The following is a 20,985-nucleotide window of genomic DNA, read 5'->3' as shown; positions in this document are numbered from 1 at the left end:
TGCACAGTTTTGGTGCGCGCTCACCGATTCCAGTGATGGCCCGGATCCAGGGGCTTTCCGCCCTGATCGCAGCCAACCTCGCGCCCTGATTTCTCCAGCCGCTGCTTGTAGGAGTTGTGGCAAGGGAGGCAGAGCGACTGCCAGTTGTTGCGATCCCAGAACAGGGTCATGTCACCGCGGTGAGGAACGATGTGGTCAACCACACCGGCCGCCTCGACGATGCCGCGGCGCTCGCAGTTGCGACACAGCGGGTGCTTGCGCAGAAAACCTTCACGCGCTTGCTGCCACCGGTAGTTGTAGGGACTCATGACCTTCAGTGGCGGCGCAGGCGCAGCCATCAGCCCATCTTCCATACACGCGCCAGATTGCCCGCGCTCTGGCAAACGGCCCCGACGAACACCGCCAGTAGAACCACCAGCGGCCAAGAATGCCGAGGCATGATCAGTTGCCCCTTCAGTATGTAAGCGATCACCGCACCAGCAGCCACCATCACCAACCAGGCAAGGCAGCTCATGTCACGGCGGTACCGCGCACCGCGGCGCCGAAAGGTGAACAGCCGGACGAACAACGTCACGCACAGCCAGAACGTGGCCTGTGTGAGAACTTCCTGCACCAGGTTGCTATCCATCCTGCCTCCCTTGCGGCTCAGCAATGGCCCCCCGCCGCTTGATCACGGCGAGCGCGACGGTAACGACAACCACCGAAGCCCCGAATGCAGCCGGCCCGGCGTACTTGAACGGACGCACACCGAACAGCTCGACATCAGCCATGGCAGGTGCGAATAGATAGCCCATGACAAAGGACACGATCAGGAACAGAACCCGCTTCCACACCGGCAGCTCTTCAGTGGTGGTGAAGAACACCAGGGCACCAGCCAGAGCGCCGATCACGGCAAGCACATCGAAACCCGCTACCAGTCCGGTCGCCGCCAATCCGACGCCACCGGCCACGACAACAGTTGCCGGCTCGCTCATGCTGACTTCTCCATTGCAGATACCCAAAGGGCCGAAAATAAAAACCCCGCCGAAGCGGGGTCAGGTGACCGGGTTGGGGTACCCGGGTGAAGCGTGCACAGCACGTGCGAGGTCAGCGCCAAGGCGCAAATTGCATATCGTGGGGACTTTTTACCCCTCTCCGGAAAAACCGAAAAGGGGTCATTTTCGGTTGTTCAACTCCACGCAACTTTGACGCGACTTTGGCTCACCTTTGAGGTAAACCACCCCGACGAACGGTCAGCAGGCTTGCCGGCGTTTCACCGTCGAAACCCGGGTCAGATCCGTTTCAGCATGCCCACTGCGGCGAGTGATACCGCGTGTCGTAGCGCTGCGCACCGTGAGAATGAGCTGCACCTGCTGATGCAGCCGATGAACCCAATTTCGGTAAGTCCGGTCAGCATCCTCAGACAGACCCAGCAGCGCCAACTGGGCGCGAACAGTCAGGGGCCTTTCCGGCAAGTACCGGTTGTAGGCCAGCTTTGCCAACTGGGCGCCCTTCTCTGATTGGCGCTCAAGTTGTGCAAGCGCTGCTGCAACTTCACAGGCAATGTGATCCATACCAGCACCGCCACCAGGCAAGCGAGGCCCCGGCGTGCCACGGGGAGCACTGCCACCCCACTCCATGATCGTCGCCATTGGGCTGCCCAGCCCTCCACCATCACCAACCCGGCAGCACTGATGGCCCCAATGCTTCATCAGCTCTTCGATTTCCTCAATCATCGCGCCATCCCCCTGAAAATCGAACCCGACACAAAAAACGCCATACCCAACACAAACCCAACACAAATAAATCCCTTTAAAATCAATACCTTTATCAACTTTGAGTTAGGTGTGCTGGGTGTGTTGGGTATATCGGTCCTCGCGTGAGAAGAAATTCCGGGGCTGCTTTCACCAACAAATAACGTCACGCATGCGCGCACGCGAAGCAAAACCCAACACACCCAACACACAGCCCGCAAACCCGCGAAATTGAAGGGCAAAACCTGTGTTGGGTTTGCAATATCGACCCGACACACACCCAACACACCCGACACACATTCAGCCGTAGTCATGCGGTAGGCCCCTTGGTGTGGTCCCAGTTGTCCACGTTCCAGCCCGCCAACCGCGCCTTGGCCCGCCAGTTCTCCACCTGCTTGCCCAGCTCGGCCGCTTTCATTGATGGGGGTGGGGAAGCATCCGGATCGACGGGAAAGAAGAACGCACCAAACCGCCGGTTGTTGCCATCGGTCCAGGGGATTGCCCGCGTCTTGTCCACCTCGGAACTGATGAACAGCGAGAACTTGGTCTGGCTCATCACGTGTTCCTTGTTGCGCTGGCACCACTCAAGGAACAGCGAATAGAGGTCTGTGGACAGGCAAGGGCCCCAAAGGCCGTGCCCCAGCTCGCTGTACTTCCACAAGTGCAGGAAGGTTTGCCAGCCGGCACGACTCAAAGCCACCAGGCGCTCCCGAGCCTCAGTGGACGGTGGTCGCGTGCGTTGGTTGAAGTCGCCCAAGTCAATCGACAGAAGCCAGCCATACAGCGCGGCAACGCCGCCCTGCTCAAGCTCGCGCCCGATTGCCTTCTGCCGCTCCACCGGCAGGGTTTCCATGGGCCACATGACCAGCATCCGGCGGTCGCTCTCGCTGATCGGCCAGGGCAAGATCTCGTTGCTCAGGAACACCGCGTTCATGTGGTTGGCTTCTTCCCAGCCGTTGATGAACTTGGATTCCATCCGTACGGTCTTGCCGGTGATCAGGTGCTTGATCTTGCCCACCTGGTTGTAACGCTGGTCACGGCTTACCACCTCTTCAAACACCGACCACAGCTTGCGGCTTTGCCAGGCGTTGAAGTTGCTTTCCAGCTGGGTCTGGCCCACGGTCGCGGCGTACTGGCCGTAGAGCATGCCCAGGGCATCGGCGAACAGCAGACTTTTGCCCGAGCCCTCCATGATCGAGTGCATCAACACGGCGGTGTCCATCTTGGCACCCAGGTGCTGCAGCGGGTACGCCAACCAGCGCGTCAGCCATTGGGCCGCCGCTTCGTCGTGGTTGCATAGAAACGAGATCAGCCACCGCAGGTTGGCACAGGCGGCATCGTCCCTTACGGGCTCCAGCGGCAAGCCATCGAAGGTGTTGATGTACACCGCCGGGTCTTTGGTCATGGTCGGGTCGAACACGATGTGCTCAACGTCCACCGTGCGCCGCTCACTGCTGTTCAGCCACAGCGGATAGGTATCGCCAAGGGCCATCTTTACCGCGCCCTCGGCAATGCGCCGTTTCTTCTCCCGGTCCCAGACGTCCTTGGTCCCGTCGATATACACATAGCGGTCAGTCGGCGACATGCCGAAGGCATCACCCTTCTTACCGGCCATGCGCCGCGCCTGCTCGATGTCGCTGACATGATCGGCGGAGATGAGCCTCTTGGCGGTGTTGTCCAGCCACTCCTTAGCAATGGGCTTGCTCACCCGCGCTTCAAATGCCGACTTCTTCATCGCCCGCGCTTGATCGCAGTCCCACACATGCGTGGTGCCCTCGATCAGGGCAAATCGCCGCAGCACTTGGTCAACCGTCAACGCCTCCCCCGCGCCCCCCATAGGAGCCGGAGCGGCCTCGCTGGCCTGGATGGCGCCGCCCAGGCTCGGCCCGCTCAGGTCATCAGAAGGGGGCGGGGGAAGGTCCCGATGATCTGGCCGAGACGAATGCTGCATGCCGAGCATGCGCGCCGCCTCTTTCACGGCCCGGGATTGATCGCCGTTGTGTTCCAGCAGGCAATACACCTCAAAGGCATCATTCTGGTGACCGTTAGCTAGCGGATCGGCGCCATGGTGCGAGTAAACCTTTCGCTCCTTGACCGTGATACCGGGCATGCCAGTGCTGCTTTGCGCATACAGCCACTTACTGCCCCGCTTGATGTAGCCATGGGCGCGTAGCAGTTCCTCGACATCGTGACATCGGTTGAACTCATCAATCACCGACGGCTGGTCACCCTTGGGGGCCGGTCGCTTGATTGCCTTGCCTGGGTCCTTCTTGGGCTTCGGCGCCCAGGGGCAAGCCGCCTCGGCGTCACGCTTGAAGATGTCCCAGTTGTTCCAGATCGTCAGCAACTCTGACGGCAGCACGGGGAAGCCATCGGCTGCATTGGGCGCTGTCCGCCAGAAATAGGGCTTACCGGTGCCCGGGTGAATTGATGGCGGCAGCAGGTCCTGCACCAGGCCGGCGCGCAGCTCCAGCACCGTGAAGCGCTGATACAGTTGCGCCTCGGCCTTGGCGGCGGCCTCCCCGGCCAAATCTCCGGCTGACTTGGCCGCCCTGGCCTGCGCCGTCAACCGCTTGTAGATCGACCCGTCCGGGTCATTCTCATTCGGCCAGGACAGTGAATGGCGGGTCAGTTCCACACCATCCGGCACCTGGAACATCACCCGGAAGCGCGCCGGGTTACCGACCACAGTCGGAAACACCAGCGCCATTGCATCCAGATCAATGCCCAAGAGCTCGTAAAGTACGTGGCGAGTCCATTGCACATCATCGACATCGAGCGAGCAGGCCCGGCTCGGGCCCAGGACTACACCGAGATTGTGCGCAGGACTCTTCTGCCAGAACGCATCAGCTTTGGCGGCTTCTGCGAAGTAGCCGCCGGGTTTGTTCCACCCCAGGCCCTTGGGGCCTTTCTCGCCGGGTTCGATTGGCACCAGGGCCAGACCGAAGTCTTCAATGTACCTCCGCGCCCACTCTGCAGTGGGCGCTCCATTGGCCTGATCAATCATCCGTTCCGCTCCCGCCACCCCTGACAAAGAATGCAGGTTTCGCACCCTTCAATCGCCTGCTGGCGGAGCAGCGGAATCGGTTCGCCGCAGTCCTCGCAGAACTGGGCACTGACCCGGTTCGACGGAAACACTCGATTGCGGTGGATGGCAACGTCCAACAGATACTGTGCCTGATCATTTGCCCGGTCGATGTCATCAGCCATGGTCGTGTCCTTCCATAGCTGCGCGGGCACCTGCCATGATCCCGAGTACAGCTCGGATCACATCGACGCCATGCTTATCCAGGGTCGCCACTTCGTGCTGCTCCCAGATGCTGTCAGCTGCTCCGGCGTGCATGCTCGAAACGAACTCACCGGTTTCCGCGAGCAACCTTCCGACGGCCTTAAGCGCTTCACCTGTAGCAGGTACCGGAATCGGCTTGTACCAAACCACCCCAGCCGGGCGCATCAGCGCATCGAGCAGTGGCGGATACTGAGTTAACCGAATGACCTCTTCCAGATCATCAGGGGTCAGCCAGCGGCGTTCCTCATTGAATTTCAGCTTCTTCTGCAGCTCGTCGTACTCCATGACCATGTCATGGGCCAGCGAGGTGATTCCACCGTGATAGTCGCGCCCGGCACGATAAAGTGCCTCGCGCAGAGAAAGAACCGGACCCGCGTCCGGCAACAGATCTGTGCGACTCATAACCGTAAATGCCCCTGTTACGGTGTAGCCAGACGTTAGGGCACGCCCTATCATCCAACCCACGACCGGTGTGCTGTGCGAATCGTGCTGTGCAGCACGGCTCATCGTTCCAGTCGATCCGGGGAGTTCTTGTGGTGAGAGGCCCCGGACCGACGCGCCTTGTAGTGAATTGCATGTAACTGTGTAGCTCGCTGCAGCCGGCCTGTTTTGGCCGGTGTTTCAAGTGGCGGCATGTATGTGCTGGTGCCGCCACCGCTGGGCCGGGGAAATCTTGTGGTGAGAGGCCCCGGACCAGCATCCTTACTGCTCGCCGTGCAGACCTATACGTTTATGCGGCACTTTTCCTAGGTTGCATTGCTCGCTCGGCATAAAACCGTTCGATAGCCTTGCCAAGCTCGTGCCTGACATCCGCCCCCTTGATAGCCCTGCTAATAGTGGGCTGCGTCGTTCCAACCTCAAGAGCAATAGCCTGTTGAGATAAACCAAGGGCTAATAGCGCTTTCAGCATTTCTTGGATGGACATGTTGTTCACCATGCGTTTGCCTGCAACAAATCATACGCAAACGAATAGACCCATGCAATACAATCGCTAATGCATTTAAACATCAGGGTCCTAAAATGATTGGTAAACGAATAGCCGAACGCATGGCCGAGCAAGGATTCTCTGAATCTGAACTAGGTCGCCGGGCTGGAGTGCCACAACCGACCGTCCATAGGATCATCACCGGGGAGTCCTTAAGCCCACGGCAGCTAAATATTGAAAAGATTGCCAAAGCACTTGGAGTGAGTGCTAATTGGCTATGGACAGGAAAAAAGGACCTTCCTTTCCCGAAGAATTCCTCCATGGAAGAACCGCTCCTTATCGCTTCAGAGCCCGCAAAAACAGGCTCTAGCGCTAAACGACGCAGGGCACGAGCTAACACGACAAAGCTTGAAATCAAGGTCGTTAAGAACTCTGAATCTAGTAGCACATTCACTTCCCTTGAGCCCGAAAAACTACTCAGGAACGCGCTTCAAGAACTCCTAGACGACTACATCAGTGAGATCTATCAGGAAGAGCCTATGCTCATTGAGGCCCTGAAAACCTACCGAATTGCTGAGCTGAAGCTGCTGTTGACCCACCCCCTCCCCGAGTAAGGCACAATCCGACGGAAGGACATACCTCCTATCGTCACACCTATACGAAATGCTCGAAACGCATAATTTATTCGATAACGTATAGACAACGCAAAAACGTATGTATAACCTCATTCGTACTCCTCTCACCACGAGTACGAATCATGCAAACGACTACACAGCACAGTCCTACCCGCTCCCGCTGCCCGGTGTACCTCCACCCCGCAGCCTGCACCAGCCCCGAAGCCATCGACAAGATCCAGCGCCAGACCGGCCTGCTTGTGATAGCCACCACCCGCCGCACCGCCGCCGCCAAACCGGTAGGCCTCGGCCCGTTCGGGGGTGACGCAGCATGAAACCATTGCTGATTGGCCTTGCCGGCCCGGCTCGCTCGGGAAAATCCACCGCCGCTGACCACCTGGTACGCAACCACCTGCTGGAGCACTACGCCTTCGCCGATCCGCTGCGCTCCGGGCTCATGGAGATCTTCAACCTCGACCCGGACGACTTCGAAGGCGAGCGCAAAGAGCAGGCCCTGGCCTGGCTTGGCCGATCCCCGCGTGAACTGATGCAGTCGATGGGCACAGAGTGGGCCCGCCAGATGGTGCACCCAGACGTGTGGGTGAGGATCGCAGAGCAGAACCTCAACTACCTACAAAACTCGCTGTCGAGCGTTGTTGGTTTCGTCGTCAGCGACGTGCGCTTCGAGAACGAAGCAGAGTTCATCCGCCAGCGCGGGGGCACCATCATCCACATTCACCGCCCTGACGCTCAGGCAGTGAATCCGCACGCCAGCGAGGCCGGCATCCTGATACAGCAGGACGATCTGATCGCACGCAACACAGCCTGTCTGTCCGCATTAAAGGTGGAAATCGACTGTTGCATAGAGGTCATCTACCACCGCGCCCAACGCCCTGCAGCTTGAGGCCAACGCCATGAACCGCACCCTGGACGAAACAGCAGCAGTGCTCGGACTTAAGCCCCGCACATTCCGCGCAAAGCTCCGCGAGCTGCGCATTCTTTCCAAGGATGGCGACCTGGCCAGCCACCACCGCGACCAGGGCCACCTGTTTTCAGATCCGCGCAGCGTGCAGATCGGCAAAACCGGCCGCTACAAGCACTACGCCGTCGTCATGGTCACCGAGGCAGGTGTGCCGTGGCTGGCAAAGAAACTGTGCATCACCATCACGAACAAGGACGCCGCAGCATGAAGACCAACTACTTCAACGCCTACACCCAAGCACTCGGCGCCCTGGCCCTGATCCCGATCTACCTGACCAGCCCCGGCACCGTGAGCAAAGCCACCCTGATCGGCACCGCCAACGAGGCCACGCTGGCTCTGGCGAGCATGCCCGCCTGTGCGGTCGAGCTGGCGGAGGTTTATCGGTGCGTCAGCAGCGTGATTCAACCCGGTCAGATTGCCTACGTCACCCCGACCAATGTCCCCGAGACACCCTTCGGCGCTGTCGTGGCGGATGAGCGCGGCCTGATCTGCGCCGCCGCCCGAGGCGCCAGCAAAGAGGGGCTGGCGGAACTGATCCGCCTCAAGCTGCAGCCCGCCGACGTGGGGGCCGGGGAGGTAAGCACATGAGCGACACCCTCGACCAACTGCGGCGCCAGTTCGCCACCCCCTGCCCCACTCTCGCAGCGGTGCGGGAGCAGTATTTCGCGCACATCCGCACTGACCGGCATCTGCTCAGCGAAATCAAAAAGGGCCGGGTGAAGCTGATCGTGACGCGCCTTCACGGGTCTGCACGCGCCAAACCCGTGGTTTATCTGCACAACCTGGCCGCCTACCTCGACGCCCAAGCGGAGAAAGCGGCGGCCTGACGACGGTGGCCCCTGCCGTCCAGGGGTGAACATCCAGTGAGACACAGCACATGAAACCAACTGACACCGCCGAATTCATCGGCGAACTCAACGCCGGAGTATTCGCCAGCCAGATCGGCCACGCGCTTTCAGAAGTCGCTGCAGGCGTGGTTGACCACAGCAAGGTCGGCACCGTGACCATCACCTTCACCTTGAGCCAGATCGCATCCAGCCATCAGGTGACCGTCAATCACAAGCTGGCCTACAAGGTGCCAACCAAGCGCGGCAGCCGCAGCGAGGACACCACCCTCGACACGCCGATGCATGTCAACGAAGGGGGGCGCCTGACCCTGTTCGCGGAGGCCCCAGGCCCTGGGCAATTGTTCGACCGGAACGACGCACCAATTCACGCCAAGTCGTAACCCCAGCTTCATACCTCTCACCACAGAAGGAACCGATCCATGGAAGCCCAAGCAGTTCAGTTGATTCAGGACACCGCCATTCTGGCCCACGCCAAGCGTCTGGACACGCACACCCCAACCCTGGTGCTGCCGTCCGACCAGAAGATACACAGCATCGAACAGTTCCAGCCTCTGCGCAGCCGCTTTCGCGGCGAGCTGGTCACTCATTCGCTGCACGACTTCGGCAACTACGTACAACACCACAGCACCGAAGCTGCAGCCGCCGGCTTCGTTGACGCAGAACAGATGCGCTGCACCGTGTACTTCAACCTGGGTGACATCTCCGCCCCCGGTCACGGCGACTTCACCGCAACGCTGAACCTGCGCAAGACCGCTGGGTTTCAGGCCCTGGATCGCGCCGCCGGCACGACGTTCCAGCAGAAAGACCTGAGCGACTGGATCGAAGACTGGGCCCCTAACCTGGCCTCCCTGGCCGCCGACGACTCCCCCATCGACTTGCGCAAAGCAGCGAGCGCCATTCGCTCGATCAGCATCGAGCAGGCCCGCAAGAGTGAGCACGTCGTGGGCGACCTGAGCGCATCGCGCTCCGCCATGGACCAGATCGAGGCCAAGTCGTCCGAAGGGCTGCCAGCCGAATTCCGCTTCACCGTCGAGCCCTACGAAGGGCTCACGGCGAGAACCATCCGCTTGCGTGTGGCGGTACTGACCGGCGGCGACAAGCCCCTGCTCAAGCTGCGCTGGATCGGCGAGGAACAACTGCGCGAAGACCTGGCCCAGGAATTTAAGGAAGTCGTCCAGGCCGATGTGGGCAGCGCCGCAACGCTGACCATCGGCAGCTTCAAGCTGGCGTAACCACCTGCAACACCCCGCCGCCGTCCTCTCACCACTTATCCGTCCGGCGGCGGGCTCTAACGAGGATCACAGCACATGCAAACTCAACACCTGATCATCATCGCCGCTGGCCAGCTGGTTGGGCTGGCCTTACTGGCTTACTTCATCCGCCGGGCGTTCCTGCGCGCCTTGGCACGCGCCACAGCAGACGACCGCGACCGGATCCATGCACTGAACAACGATCTGGCCCGAGCTGTCGAGGCCCGCGAGGAACTGAAAAAGCAGCTCGCCGACCACAACACCCGCCAGCGCCAGCTCAAGGCGCAGCCCTTCACCCTGGAAGAGCACCAGACCCTGATCAGCATCGCCCAGGCCCCGGGCCTTGCTGCTTCGACCTACAAGGCAATACCAGGGACTGCCCCCGTCCAGGCGAAAGCAGACGCCCTGGCCGCCCAAGCCCGCGCCCTGGCCTATCGGGTCTTCCACACCGTCACCGCGGCTACCGCGCATAACGGGGAATCGCTGGACACCCAGCTCATTGAATGGCTCAACACCCACGGCGACCTCTGGGGCGGGCCCGAAAACAGCACCATCACATTCCCGCATGAGGCAGACACAGAGGGCTATCCGCATGTACGCGAAGCACTTCGGGAAGCCTACGAGCTGCACCAGCAACGCGAAGCCCGCGAGTTGGGCCAGGAGAACGCAGCATGATCAACCAGGCATCAGCGACCAGCGCTCCGTATGCCTCCGTCGCAGCAATTGAATTCGCCCTCAAGGACGAAGACGGCCTGATCTTCCTGCAGCTCTGGAACGATGGCGAATTCGACGCCATTCGCGCCGAGTGGGAGAACGTACCCGATGAAGTGTTTATCGGTGCCGACCCGCTGTTCCAGCCCACTGCTCAAGCAGAGACGACTGAACAGGAGGCAGCAGCATGACATCCTTGAAAACACCTCCTTTCAGCTTCAAGACCCAGTACTCCCTCGGGTTGAACGCTCAAGACGATGAGATCGTCGTTGACTTCTTCTGCGGGGGCGGCGGTGCCGGAACCGGCCTGGAGATAGGGCTGGGCCGCGCAGTGAACGTCGCGAAAAACCACAGCCCTGCAGCGATCAGCATGCACACCGTGAACCACCCAGGCGCAAAGCACTACACCACCGACGTGTTTGAGGGTGATCCGGACACCGAATGTAGCGGCAAGGCCGTTGGTTGGTTCCACATGTCGCCAGACTGTACACACCACAGCCAGGCTGCCGGCGGCCAGCCACGCAAGCGCGAGATCCGCAACCTGTCGTGGATCGGCCTCAAGTGGGCAGGCAAGAAGAAACCCCGCGTTATCAGCCTGGAGAACGTGAAACAGATTCTGCAGTGGGGACCCCTCGTTGCAAAGCGCGACAAGGCTACAGGCCGGGTAGTGAAACTCGGTGGCAGTGTGGCTGCCCCTGGTGAGGTTGTGCCGGTTCACCAGCAGTTCCTGGTACCAGACCCAGCCCGGCGCGGCCGGACTTGGGCCGTGTTCGTCGCCGAGCTGCAGCGCCTGGGATATGCCGTCGAGTGGCGCGTGATCAAGGCGTGCGACTTCGGCGCGCCGACCAGCCGAGAACGCCTATTCATGATCGCCCGCTGCGACGGCCAGCCCATCGTGTGGCCAGAGCCAACCCATGCCAAGAATCCGGCCAAAGGCCAGAAGAAGTGGCGCGCCGCCGCCGAGTGCATTGACTGGACGATCCCGAGCAAAAGCATTTTCGACCGGCCGAAGCCGCTGGCACCTGCAACCCTGCGGCGAATCGCAAAGGGCATGAAGAAATTCGTCCTCGATGCTGCTGACCCGTTCATCGTGCCAATTGCTAACTGGTCGGGCGACAGCGTGCAGTCAGCCCATGAGCCGCTGCGGACCGTGACGTCCTGGCCCCGCGGCGGATCATTCGCCATGGCCAGCCCGATCATCGCGCCAGCAACGCACCAGGGCAGCGACCGGATCAACGACCCGTCCGCCCCGCTACCGACTGTGACCTGCGCGAATCGAGGTGAGCTGACGCTGATCAGCCCAACCCTGATCCAAACCGGATACGGCGAGCGCACCGGCCAGGAACCCAGAGTGCCTGGCCTCGACCAGCCGCTGGGCACAGTTGTTGCCGGCGGCGTCAAGCACGCCATAGCCGGCGCTGTGCTGGTGGGTACTGGCGGCCCTGAGTACTCCGGCAAGCCGGCGCCAATTGACCAGCCTACTGGCACCTTGATGACTCAGAACCACCGATCAGTGGTGACTGCGCTCATGGCCCAGATGAACGGCGGCTTCAACACCACGGCCGCCAAGAGCATTGAGGCCCCAATGACCACGGTGACCAACTCAGGCAGCCAGCAGCAGCTGGTTACGGCGAACCTGCTGCACTTGCGCGGCAACTGTGATGCGAAGGACTGTGCCGAACCACTGCACACCGTCAGCGCAGCTGGCACCCATCACGGCGTGGTCGAGTACACCCTATCGCCAGAACACGAAGAGGGAGCCTTGCGGGTCGCGGCATTCCTGATCAGCTACTACGGCACTGAGAACGTGAGTGCTGTCAACGAGCCTGCCCCAACGGTAACTACCAAGGATCGCCTCGGCTTGGTCACCGTCACGATCAAGGGAACACCGTATGTGATCGTCGATATCTGCCTGCGGATGCTGCAGCCCTCCGAGCTGTACAAGGCCCAGGGGTTCCCCGACGACTACATCATCAGCCACGGCGCTGACGGCAAGCCATTCACCAAGACCCAACAAGTTCACATGTGCGGCAACAGCGTCAGCCCACCGCCGATGGCAGCCATCGCCCGCGCAAATGACCCTTGGCGCCAAACCGAGCAATTTAAGGAGGCCGCATGAGCAAGCGCGATGATGTATTGGCATGCCAGAACGCCGTCGAGGAAGCGAATCTCGCACTGGCAACGGCCGTGAAAAAAGCGTGGCCGATAGGTTGCCTCGTGCGCGTGAGTGTCGGTCGCGGCAAAAGCGATATCGAGGTGACCGGTCACGGCAACCATTGGTCGCGTCGTGGGGAGCTGCGCGGGATTAACCACAAGACACAGAAAAGTCGGTGGTTCCACTACGGCATGATCATCGAGGGGCAGCCATGAACCACGCAATCAACTACCTTCGAGCCAGCCTACACCGCGCGATAAACCAAGGGGACAAGTCACTGACCGTCTCGACGCTCGACCTCAAAGACGTACTGGCAGAGCTGGAGAAGCTGCATACCCGGCAGGACCTTACTCGCCCAAGCGCACCACTCGTTGGCTGGGCTGATCCAGAGAAGATCCAGCAAATGCGCCAGGGCCAGCGCCGATACCTCACCGTCAGCCGCAAGAAAGGCGAGACATTCACTCAACAGGTCTGCGCCTCATCCGCGCAGCAGGTCAGCGACAACACAACGGAGGCAGCATGAGCGCCGCAGAGAAAATCGATCTTCACATCACGCCAGGCGCCTGGTTCCGCCAAGACCTGCTGTACCCGGTGTTTGGGTTAAGTACCGAAGCGGTCCGCAAGTACCGCACTCGTGGCATCTGGCTGGAGGGCAAGCACTACCGTACAGATCCGGCCAACGTGCTGGTCTACAACAAGGAAGCCATTGAAAAGTGGATGGCCGGCCAACCATGAAGGAGAAAATGCCAACAGGCGTCGAGATGAACGGCAAGCAACTCCGCATTGTGTTCATGCTACACGGGCAGCGGTGCCGCGAACCGCTGCCCGGCATAGTTGCCGTCAACAAAGCTTCGATTGCCTATGCCGACAACAAGCGCCGGACGATCCTTACAGAGATCAAAGAGGGGCGCTTTGACTACGCCGCCCACTTCCCCGATTCACCTAGGGCGGCCATGTTCTCGGGTACCGGCGGCCACTCGACGAAACGAACAGTGCAGGAAGGGATAGATAGGTGGCTTGAGGTACAGCGCGCACTTCGAGCCTCAAGCACAGTCGCGAACTACGCAAGTAAATCGAAACACGTCGGCGTCAAATTCGGCAAAAGGCGCATTGTCGACATCAGCAAAAGCGATATCGAACTGTTCCAGGCGCAACTGCTCAAGCAGGGCCTATCACCGAAGACCGTAAACGATATTTTCACCGTAGTCCGTGGGGTCTGGGCCGACGCCTTTGGCGACGGAATACTAAAATCAAACCCGCTGGAGCGGATCAGCAATGTCGGTACCGATTCAGACTCGGAACACGCCGACCCTTTCAGTCGCGAGGAAATCGAGCTAATTGCAACGGGCGACCCAGAGCGCCTGGAGGATGCCCGCATGCTCGCTTTCAACTGCTGGACCGGCCTGTCAATGTCCGAAGTCATCGCCCTGGCCCTGGAAGATGTAGACCTCGCCGCCGGCACTGTTCATGTACGCCGCGCTCTGGTCGTGGGGGAATTCAAAGTACCCAAGGAGCGATCACGGATACGGATCGTGGAGCTGATAGATCCAGCCCTCGACCTGATGCGCGAGATTGTCGCTGCTGCGCAGACAGCACCAGCCGTTGAAATCAAAGTCATGCAGCGCGATAACATCACAGCGAAAAAGCAGAAGGTCCGGTTCCTTTTCCGCAACTCAAGAAGCGCCGTGCTTTGGAACGGCAAGACCCTTAGCAAATGGTTTACCGCCCACTTGAGAAAGATCGGGGTTCGGCATCGCGGCGCCAACCAATGCCGCCACACCTTCGCGAGCCAGATGCTGTCGAGTTACGTTCCAGTCGAGTGGGTGGCGCGCCAACTGGGCCACGCTGACACAACCATGGTGAGAAAGCACTATGGCCGCTGGATACCCAAGGACACCAAGAGCATGGCAGGCATCGTTTCAAGAATGCTTGGATTTAGAGTGGAGTAAGTACTGGAAAGCGTGTCCAAAGACACCCAAAGCATAGTTGAAATTATTTCAAAGATAATAAGAGTCAGCATAAATTAAAGAAATTACAGTTCAGGTCTTACCTGTCGAAGAAACTCTTCCAAAGTTTCTTCTGTGAAGAAAGGCTTTGCTATAGGTTCCATCTCAATTTCTGGAGGAGCGCCGATATTAATAATGCTAACTCCTCTCTCTTTGAATTGAGGATCTAGGATACCACCTACTTCCTCAATTGTATTTGCAATAAACACAATAGTCTCATCAACATATGAGATTAGATCTTCAGTATTATTAAATAGCGCCATCATTCTTCCAGGCTCAACCACTCTGCACAGCTCAATGAGACTAGTCTTGAAGCCTTTCCCTGTATGTGCAGCATTAACTACCGCTCTGTAATCATCATAAGCCCTATTTCTTGACTTGAAATTATCAAAACACGCCTCGTATTTTTTGGCTGCTAATAAAACATTATTGATAGCCTCCCCCGCCTTCTGAGCCATAAGCATATCGATCAACTTCATATCCAACGGCTGCTCAGTCAGGGGGCTATCTGGAAGATATGTGATTATCGTAAAGCGCGCTTCGTGAGCACTATAAGGAAGAAATGATGTTTTCTTGATCGAAGTAAGATCATTTAGCATTTGTACATAATGTAGCTTTGCCAAACTCAGTGTACGGGCAGAGTCCTGAAATTCTTTATCTTTCTGTGATTTTTGTTGAAAATAGAAAGCAGCATAGGCACCAGCAACAGCACCACCAAAGCCAGCAGAAACAGGCCCAACTACATCTTTGAGAAACGACACGACGACTGGATCAATTAAACTAGCGATAGTTGGTGAAAAAGAAAAAACAAACAACAGCATCAATAACGCAATAAACAGCCCCGTTACGACGCCAGCGACAATGTATCCCCACATTGAAAAATCCTCAAAACTTAATGCAGGTCAATCGAAGCAGGACCCGCGCCTACCTTGCAGATGTATCGAAAAATACAGAACTGAGTGCTGGATGGGCAACATATATGGTGGCCCGTGATGACCTGAAGCGGCTCTGGAGATATCGATTCTGCCCTGAGAACGCTCTAGCAAATAGCACAGAAACAAAAAAGCCCCCCATAATCCTAAACGATTACAGGAGACTTAGTCTTACTCAAGAATGGTGCAGAGATAATAGCTTAATTCTCTGAACCTTGAGCCAAAAGAGCTATGCAAGCACCCTCATGGTTTTCAATGATTTTACCGGCATGTGAGTTGGCAAACGTGTGCATATAGGCGTGGTGCACAGTCAGTACCAGCTCTTGCAGATCCTGGTCATCCTCAAGCTTCTCGACTTGCAGACCAAAACCTATTGCATCTTCGATGTGAAAATGGCGTGAGTGAGTCTTGGTGCCAGCATGATCGTTGAGAGCCGCAACAATACGATCAGCTTTGTCCACTGCCTGTGGATCGTTGTTGAACATACCAGCAACAAGCCACCCTTTGACGATAGCCCCCGCCAGCTCGATCGCCTTTTCGCACTCGCCTAAAAATGATGGGTGGTATTTGCTAACTACCGTTTGCCAAATCGGAGTCGTAGCAGGGTCAGCCTTAACGGCCTCAATCGCCTTCTCAAATTCTTCTAGAACACCGTAGGCTGGGATACCACCGAACTGAGGATCAAAAGGCCCTATGTTCGATTGTTTACCCATCACAATGGACGAGCAGGCGCAAGCGATCATCGTTCCCGCAGACATTGAGATCTGAGGAATTATCGCCCGAATGTTCGTCCCGAACATTTGGCGTAGGTAATGCACTATCGACTCAGCCGCCGATAAGTCACCACCAGGTGTATGAAGTATCAAGTCCAACCCACGATTACGGTCAAGACCATGGACAGCATTCATCAAGCCGTTCTTGTCATCATCATTGACATGACCGAAAGCGTAACCTGGCTTTTGAAGAAAGCCTGAATAGTAAGCGATGACATTGCGCTGCGTTTTTTGCTGCAGCAAGCCCAGATATTTTTTACGTACAATATCTATACCGCTGTGACCACCTTGCTGGGCACCGATGATTTCTTCTAAAACTTGAGTCCAATTAGGCATGTCATCATCCATAAAAAAGCCCGGAAAAACCGGGCTTCCAAACAACAAAAACTTTACTTGTTGTCGACTTTCTTAATTACGTTATTCTCAGAGGTATTAGTGGAATAACTAATATTTACGTCGGTCAAAATCGAGCATTTTTTGAACTGACGAGCATAGGCCATTGCACCAGGATACTGAGTCCCAGGACGGGGATTCACGCCCAAAAGTGCGAAACCGGCTTCGAAATCAGTGCGATTGGTCTGCATGCTCTGCTCCAGCGAAGCTCCCACCACGGAAACCTCGAAAAATTGGGTCCGTATGCTAGCAAAACGATAGCCGCGTTGAAAGCTAACCCATCAAATCCATCGAAAAAGGCGACGAACGTAAGTACGACCGCCATGTCCTTCGATACGTTCCACGCTGTGGAACATTTCGATAGACAGAATCTAGCCGAAGCAACGCCGCACCGCCATAGTATTTTTTGCAACCAAACGAGGAATCGATAGGTGCCCTACCAGACCGTCGTAACCCTAAGGCACATAGACACTACAAAGGCACTGCTGCGCCCTCGCTGGCGCTATCTCCTCCACAGGCTGTGGTGACGCCCCTACCGGCCTAGCGCGCCCCACTGCGGCCTACGGAGACTGCTAGATGCCCTAAGAATGCCCTAACAAATACCATAGAAACGAAAAAGCCCCCGTAATCTTCAATGATTACGGGGGCTTAGTCTTGTTCAATAATGGCGGAGAGATAGGGATTCGAACCCTAGGTACCGGTGAAGGTACAACGGATTTCGAATCCGTCCCATTCGGCCACTCTGGCATCTCTCCAACGGCGCGCATCATAACAGCACCTTTGCTCGAAGCGAAGCCCCCCGAGCAAATTTTTTCCGTGCTATCAGATGCTTGCGTCGATTACAGCGGTACGCCGAGGCGCTGGGCCACTTCTTCGTAGGCTTCGATCACATCGCCCAGGCCCTGGCGGAAGCGGTCCTTGTCCATCTTCTTCTTGGTGTCCTTGTCCCACAGACGGCAACCGTCCGGGCTGAACTCGTCGCCCAGGACGATGGAGCCGTCGCTGAACACACCGAACTCCAGCTTGAAGTCCACCAGCAGCAGACCAGCGTCATCGAACAGCTTGCTCAGGACTTCGTTGACCTTGAGCGACAGCTCTTTCATGCGTGCCAGTTGCTCGACGGTGCCCCAGCCGAATGCCACCACGTGGGATTCGTTGATGAACGGGTCGCCCTTGGCGTCGTCCTTGAGGAACAGCTCGAAGGTGTAGGGGTTGAGCTTCATGCCCTCTTCCACGCCCAGGCGCTTGACCAGGCTGCCGGCGGCGTAGTTGCGCACCACGCACTCCACCGGAATCATGTCGAGCTTCTTCACCAGGCATTCGTTGTCGCCCAGCAGCTTGTCGAACTGGGTCGGCACGCCGGCGGCTTCGAGTTTCTGCATGATGAAGGCGTTGAACTTGTTGTTCACCATCCCCTTGCGGTCCAGCTGCTCGATGCGCTTGCCGTCGAACGCCGAGGTGTCGTTGCGAAACAGCAGGATCAAGCGGTCGGCGTCGTCGGTCTTGTAAACCGATTTGGCTTTGCCGCGGTAGAGTTCTTCACGTTTTTCCATGATGGGCTCCGCTTGCTAAGTAGGTGGGCTAGGCGATGTGGCGCCAGTCGAGCCCTGAATCTTGATCGGCCAGTTGCAGCCAGTCCGGGTCGCACCCGAGGGTGTCGACAAAACATTGCCGGGCCAGCTGCGGCAGGTTGTTCTTGCTGCTCAGATGAGCCAGGACCAGGTGCTGCAGGTCCTGCCATCCCAATTCGGCCACCAGGCTTGCGGCCTGATGGTTGTTCAAATGTCCCAGGTCGCCGCCAACCCGCTGCTTGAGAAAGTACGGGTAATAACCCCGTGCCAGCCGATCCCGGCAATGGTTGGCCTCGATCATCAAGGCATCCAGGCCACGGTAGCCGTCCAGCACCCCGGCGCAGTAGGAGCCGAGGTCGGTCAGCAGGCCGAAGCGCCGCTGGCCATCACTGAAGACAAATTGCGTAGGTTCCTGGGCGTCGTGGGCCACGGCAATCACGTCGATGCGCAAGGCGCCGATCTGCAGCGACTCGCCACCGCGGACAAAACCCGCGACCTCCACCGGTTTGCGCATCCCGCGCAAGGTGCCCTGGCTGAGGTAGACCGGTAGATTGTAGCGCCGAGACAGCAAACCCACGCCATGCACGTGGTCGGCATGTTCGTGGGTTACCAGGATGGCGCTCAACTGCGCGGGATCGACTCCCAGACGCAGCAGGCGCCGCTCGGTTTCCCGCAGGGAGAAACCACAATCCACCAGAACGCAGGTGTCGGCACTGACGATCAGCGTGCCATTCCCTTGGCTACCACTGCCGAGAACGGCAAAACGCATCGGATCAGCCCAGGTTGTCCTGAATCACGCCCAACACTTTGCGTGCCACATCGGCCGGCGCCACGGTGTTGATGTTCTTCTCGACGGTGACCTGGACGTTCTCGCCTACCTTGCTCAGGCGAACCTGATAGCGCTCGGCACGGGCTTCGATCTCTTCCTTGGCCGGCTTGCTGCCGAACAACTTGCCGAAGAAGCCCGGCTCGTCGTCTTTCTTCTCGGCTTTTTCCGCCAGGTTGATGTAGTACAGGCCCAGGCTGCGGTTGATGTCCTCAACCCGCCATTCGCCCTGTTCCAGGGCACGGCCAACGCTGGACCAGGCGCGATCGAGGTCGGCGCCCAGGTTCAGCACCGGGTTGCCGCTGCCATCCTCGCTGAGGCTGACTCGGCTCGGGGTATCGAAATCGCGGGCCGCCAGCAGAGACACCGAACCGCCCTTCTCGGAGGTGCGGCTCATGCTTGCCAGCATGTCGTCCACCAGCGCTGCGTCCAGGCCGGTGTTGACCGAACGGTTGGTGAATTCCACGTCGGCAGTGCTGCCGGCGGGACGCTCGGCACTGACCACATAGACTTCACTGGTGTTGCGCTGCACGCCCGGCTCGATACGGACCCGTACGCGGGTTTCGCTGTCGGCGGCGACGCCGGCACTGCTCAGGCGCTTGGCCACGGCAGCGGAAAGTTCGTCGGAACGCTGCCAGCCGGTGGTGAACTCACCGGTTTGCGGGCGCTGCTGATCCAGGCGGAAACCGTTGTCCTGGAAGAACTGCACCGCCACTGGCCAGACTTCGGCCGGTGGATGCTGGGCCATGACCCAACGCGAATCGCCGCTCTTTTGCAGGGTGTAGTCGCTGGCATCGGCAATGGCCGACAGCGGCTGGGGACGAGGCACTTCGTACTCGCCCTTGACGTTGTCGTCGGCCACGTTGCGCGGAATCGGCAGCAGAGGGTCCAGACGCTTGGCGGTCTGTACATCCGGCGGCAATTGCATCGGTGCTGTTTGTTGCGCTTGCAGGTAATCGCTACCCCGGTCACGGAAGTAGCCTTCCGGGCCCCAGATCCAACCGCAGCCACTGGTGCTGGAGATAATCAAGGCAAGTGCGGAAAGTCCGGCCATTCGCTTCATGCGTTGTACTTCCTCAATTAAACCAAGACGCCGGACTGGCGCATGGCCTGCCGCAGCGGTTCGTGACAGGCGGCACTGAGCCAGGTGAGCGGCAGACGGATACCGTCCGGCATCAAGCCCATTTCGTGCAGGGCCCATTTCACGGGAATAGGGTTGGATTCGATGAACAGAGTCTTGTTCAGCGGCATCAGGGTCTCGTGGATCTCCCGGGCCTTGGCGGCATCGCCGGCCATGGCCGCGGCGCACATCTGGCTCATGGCCCGTGGCGCGACGTTGGCGGTCACCGAGATATTGCCCTTGCCGCCCAGCAGGATCAGCTCGACTGCGGTGGCGTCATCGCCGGAGTACACCAGGAAATCGCCGGGCACGCCGGCCAGGATGGCCTTGGCGCGCTGCAGGTCGCCGGTGGCTTCCTTGATCCCGATGATGTTCTTCACGCTGGACAGGCGGATCACGGTCTCGGCCTGCATGTCGCATGCGGTGCGGCCCGGAACGTTGTAGAGGATCTGCGGGATGTCCACGGCCTCGGCAATGGCGCGGAAATGCTGGTACAGGCCTTCCTGGGTCGGCTTGTTGTAGTACGGGGTCACCAGCAGGCACGCATCGGCGCCGGCGATCTTCGCATTGGTGGTCAGCTCGATCGCTTCGCGCGTCGAGTTGGCGCCGGTACCGGCGATCACCGGAATGCGCCCTGCAACCTGGGTGACCACCCGACGAATCACTTCGATGTGCTCGTTCACATCCAGGGTGGCCGACTCACCTGTGGTGCCGACCGCCACGATGGCGTTGGTGCCCTCTTGCAGGTGGAAGTCCACCAGTTTGCTCAGGCTGTCCCAGTCGAGATTTCCCTGTGCATCCATGGGTGTGACCAGTGCCACCATACTGCCCGCAATCATGCAACCGCTCCTGCCGGA

General features: G+C 58.7%; 30 protein-coding genes and 1 tRNA gene. 15 read left to right on the top strand and 16 right to left on the bottom strand.

Features of this window, described 5'->3' with window-relative positions:
- Positions 1 to 20 precede the first annotated feature (20 nt).
- From AC07R1_RS16520 to AC07R1_RS16485, 8 genes are all read right to left on the bottom strand, one after another.
- Complete coding sequence (locus AC07R1_RS16520; RefSeq protein WP_495110726.1) at positions 21 to 353, bottom strand: HNH endonuclease; 333 nt, start codon at positions 351 to 353, stop codon at positions 21 to 23.
- A complete protein-coding gene (locus AC07R1_RS16515; protein WP_495110725.1) occupies positions 338 to 628 on the bottom strand; it encodes a phage holin family protein in 291 nt (96 codons plus the stop codon). Before AC07R1_RS16515 ends, AC07R1_RS16520 begins: the two co-directional genes overlap by 16 nt.
- Positions 621 to 974, bottom strand: coding sequence for a putative holin (locus AC07R1_RS16510; protein ID WP_495110724.1), 354 nt, complete (start codon positions 972 to 974; stop codon positions 621 to 623). Before AC07R1_RS16510 ends, AC07R1_RS16515 begins: the two co-directional genes overlap by 8 nt.
- A gap of 258 nt (positions 975 to 1,232) precedes the next feature.
- Positions 1,233 to 1,715, bottom strand: a complete 483-nt coding sequence (locus tag AC07R1_RS16505; protein WP_065364521.1) for a hypothetical protein — start codon at positions 1,713 to 1,715, stop codon at positions 1,233 to 1,235.
- Positions 1,716 to 2,043: 328 nt separating this feature from the next.
- Positions 2,044 to 4,740 (bottom strand): DUF5906 domain-containing protein, encoded by a 2,697-nt coding sequence (locus tag AC07R1_RS16500; RefSeq protein ID WP_495110723.1) that lies wholly within the window; start codon positions 4,738 to 4,740, stop codon positions 2,044 to 2,046.
- The gene (locus AC07R1_RS16495; RefSeq protein WP_123430139.1) at positions 4,737 to 4,943 is read right to left on the bottom strand and encodes a TraR/DksA C4-type zinc finger protein; all 207 of its coding nucleotides are present in this window, start codon (positions 4,941 to 4,943) and stop codon (positions 4,737 to 4,739) included. The genes AC07R1_RS16500 and AC07R1_RS16495 overlap by 4 nt, the downstream gene beginning before the upstream one ends.
- The gene (locus AC07R1_RS16490) at positions 4,936 to 5,424 is read right to left on the bottom strand and encodes a phage regulatory CII family protein (protein WP_495110722.1); all 489 of its coding nucleotides are present in this window, start codon (positions 5,422 to 5,424) and stop codon (positions 4,936 to 4,938) included. The genes AC07R1_RS16495 and AC07R1_RS16490 overlap by 8 nt, the downstream gene beginning before the upstream one ends.
- A gap of 328 nt (positions 5,425 to 5,752) precedes the next feature.
- On the bottom strand, positions 5,753 to 5,947 hold the full coding sequence (locus AC07R1_RS16485; RefSeq protein ID WP_265532294.1) for a helix-turn-helix domain-containing protein: 195 nt from the start codon (positions 5,945 to 5,947) through the stop codon (positions 5,753 to 5,755).
- A gap of 95 nt (positions 5,948 to 6,042) precedes the next feature.
- On the opposite strand from AC07R1_RS16485, the gene AC07R1_RS16480 reads away from it, so the two are divergent.
- The 15 genes from AC07R1_RS16480 to AC07R1_RS16410 all read left to right on the top strand — a co-directional run bounded on the left by AC07R1_RS16480 (position 6,043) and on the right by AC07R1_RS16410 (position 14,456).
- On the top strand, positions 6,043 to 6,561 hold the full coding sequence (locus AC07R1_RS16480; RefSeq protein ID WP_495110721.1) for a helix-turn-helix domain-containing protein: 519 nt from the start codon (positions 6,043 to 6,045) through the stop codon (positions 6,559 to 6,561).
- Between the two features lie 143 nt (positions 6,562 to 6,704).
- Positions 6,705 to 6,896 (top strand): hypothetical protein, encoded by a 192-nt coding sequence (locus tag AC07R1_RS16475; protein ID WP_495110720.1) that lies wholly within the window; start codon positions 6,705 to 6,707, stop codon positions 6,894 to 6,896.
- Entirely contained in the window at positions 6,893 to 7,465 is a 573-nt protein-coding gene (locus tag AC07R1_RS16470; RefSeq protein ID WP_495110719.1) for a deoxynucleotide monophosphate kinase family protein, read from the top strand. Before AC07R1_RS16475 ends, AC07R1_RS16470 begins: the two co-directional genes overlap by 4 nt.
- 10 nt (positions 7,466 to 7,475) lie before the next feature.
- Positions 7,476 to 7,751: a phage antirepressor KilAC domain-containing protein gene (locus AC07R1_RS16465; RefSeq protein ID WP_495110718.1), complete on the top strand. Its 276-nt coding sequence runs from the start codon at positions 7,476 to 7,478 to the stop codon at positions 7,749 to 7,751.
- Positions 7,748 to 8,131 carry a hypothetical protein gene (locus tag AC07R1_RS16460; RefSeq protein ID WP_102879045.1) on the top strand — a complete coding sequence of 128 codons (384 nt, stop codon included), beginning with the start codon at positions 7,748 to 7,750 and terminating at the stop codon, positions 8,129 to 8,131. Before AC07R1_RS16465 ends, AC07R1_RS16460 begins: the two co-directional genes overlap by 4 nt.
- A complete protein-coding gene (locus AC07R1_RS16455; RefSeq protein WP_058434352.1) occupies positions 8,128 to 8,370 on the top strand; it encodes a pyocin activator PrtN family protein in 243 nt (80 codons plus the stop codon). Before AC07R1_RS16460 ends, AC07R1_RS16455 begins: the two co-directional genes overlap by 4 nt.
- Before the next feature lie 50 nt (positions 8,371 to 8,420).
- The gene (locus AC07R1_RS16450; protein ID WP_102879044.1) at positions 8,421 to 8,771 is read left to right on the top strand and encodes a YfdP family phage-associated protein; all 351 of its coding nucleotides are present in this window, start codon (positions 8,421 to 8,423) and stop codon (positions 8,769 to 8,771) included.
- 39 nt (positions 8,772 to 8,810) lie between these two features.
- Positions 8,811 to 9,623 (top strand): DUF2303 family protein, encoded by an 813-nt coding sequence (locus AC07R1_RS16445; RefSeq protein ID WP_495110717.1) that lies wholly within the window; start codon positions 8,811 to 8,813, stop codon positions 9,621 to 9,623.
- 75 nt (positions 9,624 to 9,698) lie between these two features.
- Positions 9,699 to 10,316 (top strand): hypothetical protein, encoded by a 618-nt coding sequence (locus AC07R1_RS16440; RefSeq protein ID WP_495110716.1) that lies wholly within the window; start codon positions 9,699 to 9,701, stop codon positions 10,314 to 10,316.
- The gene (locus AC07R1_RS16435; RefSeq protein WP_495110715.1) at positions 10,313 to 10,543 is read left to right on the top strand and encodes a hypothetical protein; all 231 of its coding nucleotides are present in this window, start codon (positions 10,313 to 10,315) and stop codon (positions 10,541 to 10,543) included. The genes AC07R1_RS16440 and AC07R1_RS16435 overlap by 4 nt, the downstream gene beginning before the upstream one ends.
- Positions 10,540 to 12,471 carry a DNA cytosine methyltransferase gene (locus tag AC07R1_RS16430; protein WP_495110714.1) on the top strand — a complete coding sequence of 644 codons (1,932 nt, stop codon included), beginning with the start codon at positions 10,540 to 10,542 and terminating at the stop codon, positions 12,469 to 12,471. Before AC07R1_RS16435 ends, AC07R1_RS16430 begins: the two co-directional genes overlap by 4 nt.
- Entirely contained in the window at positions 12,468 to 12,722 is a 255-nt protein-coding gene (locus tag AC07R1_RS16425; RefSeq protein ID WP_495110713.1) for a hypothetical protein, read from the top strand. The genes AC07R1_RS16430 and AC07R1_RS16425 overlap by 4 nt, the downstream gene beginning before the upstream one ends.
- A complete protein-coding gene (locus AC07R1_RS16420; protein WP_495110712.1) occupies positions 12,719 to 13,030 on the top strand; it encodes a hypothetical protein in 312 nt (103 codons plus the stop codon). Before AC07R1_RS16425 ends, AC07R1_RS16420 begins: the two co-directional genes overlap by 4 nt.
- Complete coding sequence (gene xisR, locus AC07R1_RS16415) at positions 13,027 to 13,242, top strand: excisionase family protein (protein ID WP_092320351.1); 216 nt, start codon at positions 13,027 to 13,029, stop codon at positions 13,240 to 13,242. The genes AC07R1_RS16420 and xisR overlap by 4 nt, the downstream gene beginning before the upstream one ends.
- Positions 13,239 to 14,456 (top strand): Arm DNA-binding domain-containing protein, encoded by a 1,218-nt coding sequence (locus tag AC07R1_RS16410; protein WP_495110711.1) that lies wholly within the window; start codon positions 13,239 to 13,241, stop codon positions 14,454 to 14,456. Before xisR ends, AC07R1_RS16410 begins: the two co-directional genes overlap by 4 nt.
- 83 nt (positions 14,457 to 14,539) lie before the next feature.
- Here AC07R1_RS16410 and AC07R1_RS16405 read toward each other — a convergent pair whose 3' ends face one another.
- The 8 genes from AC07R1_RS16405 to dapA form a co-directional block, all read right to left on the bottom strand.
- Positions 14,540 to 15,388, bottom strand: coding sequence for a hypothetical protein (locus tag AC07R1_RS16405; protein ID WP_495110710.1), 849 nt, complete (start codon positions 15,386 to 15,388; stop codon positions 14,540 to 14,542).
- Between the two features lie 257 nt (positions 15,389 to 15,645).
- Positions 15,646 to 16,554: an SDH family Clp fold serine proteinase gene (locus AC07R1_RS16400; RefSeq protein WP_495110709.1), complete on the bottom strand. Its 909-nt coding sequence runs from the start codon at positions 16,552 to 16,554 to the stop codon at positions 15,646 to 15,648.
- A 53-nt stretch (positions 16,555 to 16,607) separates the two neighbouring features.
- Positions 16,608 to 16,802 carry a hypothetical protein gene (locus AC07R1_RS16395; RefSeq protein WP_265534205.1) on the bottom strand — a complete coding sequence of 65 codons (195 nt, stop codon included), beginning with the start codon at positions 16,800 to 16,802 and terminating at the stop codon, positions 16,608 to 16,610.
- A 474-nt stretch (positions 16,803 to 17,276) separates the two neighbouring features.
- Positions 17,277 to 17,366: transfer RNA gene (locus AC07R1_RS16390), tRNA-Ser, on the bottom strand.
- A gap of 84 nt (positions 17,367 to 17,450) precedes the next feature.
- Complete coding sequence (purC, locus tag AC07R1_RS16385) at positions 17,451 to 18,164, bottom strand: phosphoribosylaminoimidazolesuccinocarboxamide synthase (RefSeq protein WP_058433542.1); 714 nt, start codon at positions 18,162 to 18,164, stop codon at positions 17,451 to 17,453.
- Between the two features lie 28 nt (positions 18,165 to 18,192).
- Positions 18,193 to 18,951, bottom strand: a complete 759-nt coding sequence (locus AC07R1_RS16380) for an MBL fold metallo-hydrolase (protein ID WP_011059798.1) — start codon at positions 18,949 to 18,951, stop codon at positions 18,193 to 18,195.
- A gap of 4 nt (positions 18,952 to 18,955) precedes the next feature.
- Positions 18,956 to 20,071: an NlpB/DapX family lipoprotein gene (bamC, locus tag AC07R1_RS16375; protein WP_011059797.1), complete on the bottom strand. Its 1,116-nt coding sequence runs from the start codon at positions 20,069 to 20,071 to the stop codon at positions 18,956 to 18,958.
- Positions 20,072 to 20,088: 17 nt separating this feature from the next.
- Complete coding sequence (gene dapA / locus AC07R1_RS16370) at positions 20,089 to 20,967, bottom strand: 4-hydroxy-tetrahydrodipicolinate synthase (RefSeq protein WP_011059796.1); 879 nt, start codon at positions 20,965 to 20,967, stop codon at positions 20,089 to 20,091.
- Positions 20,968 to 20,985 lie beyond the last annotated feature (18 nt).

The organism is Pseudomonas sp. GW821-FHT07F01 (assembly GCF_059418825.1).
This window is presented reverse-complemented; position numbering and strand designations above follow the sequence as displayed.

Excerpts from the sequence above, each read along its gene's own strand:
- AC07R1_RS16405 (WP_495110710.1), bottom strand. The coding sequence starts at position 15,388 with ATGTGGGGATACATTGTCGCTGGCGTCGTAACGGGGCTGTTTATTGCG.
- AC07R1_RS16495 (WP_123430139.1), bottom strand. The coding sequence starts at position 4,943 with ATGGCTGATGACATCGACCGGGCAAATGATCAGGCACAGTATCTGTTG.
- AC07R1_RS16450 (WP_102879044.1), top strand. The coding sequence starts at position 8,421 with ATGAAACCAACTGACACCGCCGAATTCATCGGCGAACTCAACGCCGGA.
- AC07R1_RS16435 (WP_495110715.1), top strand. The coding sequence starts at position 10,313 with ATGATCAACCAGGCATCAGCGACCAGCGCTCCGTATGCCTCCGTCGCA.
- AC07R1_RS16510 (WP_495110724.1), bottom strand. The coding sequence starts at position 974 with ATGAGCGAGCCGGCAACTGTTGTCGTGGCCGGTGGCGTCGGATTGGCG.
- AC07R1_RS16470 (WP_495110719.1), top strand. The coding sequence starts at position 6,893 with ATGAAACCATTGCTGATTGGCCTTGCCGGCCCGGCTCGCTCGGGAAAA.
- AC07R1_RS16440 (WP_495110716.1), top strand. The coding sequence starts at position 9,699 with ATGCAAACTCAACACCTGATCATCATCGCCGCTGGCCAGCTGGTTGGG.
- AC07R1_RS16445 (WP_495110717.1), top strand. The coding sequence starts at position 8,811 with ATGGAAGCCCAAGCAGTTCAGTTGATTCAGGACACCGCCATTCTGGCC.
- dapA (WP_011059796.1), bottom strand. The coding sequence starts at position 20,967 with ATGATTGCGGGCAGTATGGTGGCACTGGTCACACCCATGGATGCACAG.
- bamC (WP_011059797.1), bottom strand. The coding sequence starts at position 20,071 with ATGAAGCGAATGGCCGGACTTTCCGCACTTGCCTTGATTATCTCCAGC.
- AC07R1_RS16410 (WP_495110711.1), top strand. The coding sequence starts at position 13,239 with ATGAAGGAGAAAATGCCAACAGGCGTCGAGATGAACGGCAAGCAACTC.
- AC07R1_RS16490 (WP_495110722.1), bottom strand. The coding sequence starts at position 5,424 with ATGAGTCGCACAGATCTGTTGCCGGACGCGGGTCCGGTTCTTTCTCTG.
- AC07R1_RS16460 (WP_102879045.1), top strand. The coding sequence starts at position 7,748 with ATGAAGACCAACTACTTCAACGCCTACACCCAAGCACTCGGCGCCCTG.
- AC07R1_RS16520 (WP_495110726.1), bottom strand. The coding sequence starts at position 353 with ATGGAAGATGGGCTGATGGCTGCGCCTGCGCCGCCACTGAAGGTCATG.
- xisR (WP_092320351.1), top strand. The coding sequence starts at position 13,027 with ATGAGCGCCGCAGAGAAAATCGATCTTCACATCACGCCAGGCGCCTGG.
- AC07R1_RS16505 (WP_065364521.1), bottom strand. The coding sequence starts at position 1,715 with ATGATTGAGGAAATCGAAGAGCTGATGAAGCATTGGGGCCATCAGTGC.
- AC07R1_RS16430 (WP_495110714.1), top strand. The coding sequence starts at position 10,540 with ATGACATCCTTGAAAACACCTCCTTTCAGCTTCAAGACCCAGTACTCC.
- AC07R1_RS16455 (WP_058434352.1), top strand. The coding sequence starts at position 8,128 with ATGAGCGACACCCTCGACCAACTGCGGCGCCAGTTCGCCACCCCCTGC.
- AC07R1_RS16395 (WP_265534205.1), bottom strand. The coding sequence starts at position 16,802 with ATGCAGACCAATCGCACTGATTTCGAAGCCGGTTTCGCACTTTTGGGC.
- AC07R1_RS16400 (WP_495110709.1), bottom strand. The coding sequence starts at position 16,554 with ATGCCTAATTGGACTCAAGTTTTAGAAGAAATCATCGGTGCCCAGCAA.
- AC07R1_RS16480 (WP_495110721.1), top strand. The coding sequence starts at position 6,043 with ATGATTGGTAAACGAATAGCCGAACGCATGGCCGAGCAAGGATTCTCT.
- purC (WP_058433542.1), bottom strand. The coding sequence starts at position 18,164 with ATGGAAAAACGTGAAGAACTCTACCGCGGCAAAGCCAAATCGGTTTAC.
- AC07R1_RS16425 (WP_495110713.1), top strand. The coding sequence starts at position 12,468 with ATGAGCAAGCGCGATGATGTATTGGCATGCCAGAACGCCGTCGAGGAA.
- AC07R1_RS16465 (WP_495110718.1), top strand. The coding sequence starts at position 7,476 with ATGAACCGCACCCTGGACGAAACAGCAGCAGTGCTCGGACTTAAGCCC.
- AC07R1_RS16475 (WP_495110720.1), top strand. The coding sequence starts at position 6,705 with ATGCAAACGACTACACAGCACAGTCCTACCCGCTCCCGCTGCCCGGTG.
- AC07R1_RS16380 (WP_011059798.1), bottom strand. The coding sequence starts at position 18,951 with ATGCGTTTTGCCGTTCTCGGCAGTGGTAGCCAAGGGAATGGCACGCTG.
- AC07R1_RS16500 (WP_495110723.1), bottom strand. The coding sequence starts at position 4,740 with ATGATTGATCAGGCCAATGGAGCGCCCACTGCAGAGTGGGCGCGGAGG.
- AC07R1_RS16485 (WP_265532294.1), bottom strand. The coding sequence starts at position 5,947 with ATGTCCATCCAAGAAATGCTGAAAGCGCTATTAGCCCTTGGTTTATCT.
- AC07R1_RS16515 (WP_495110725.1), bottom strand. The coding sequence starts at position 628 with ATGGATAGCAACCTGGTGCAGGAAGTTCTCACACAGGCCACGTTCTGG.
- AC07R1_RS16420 (WP_495110712.1), top strand. The coding sequence starts at position 12,719 with ATGAACCACGCAATCAACTACCTTCGAGCCAGCCTACACCGCGCGATA.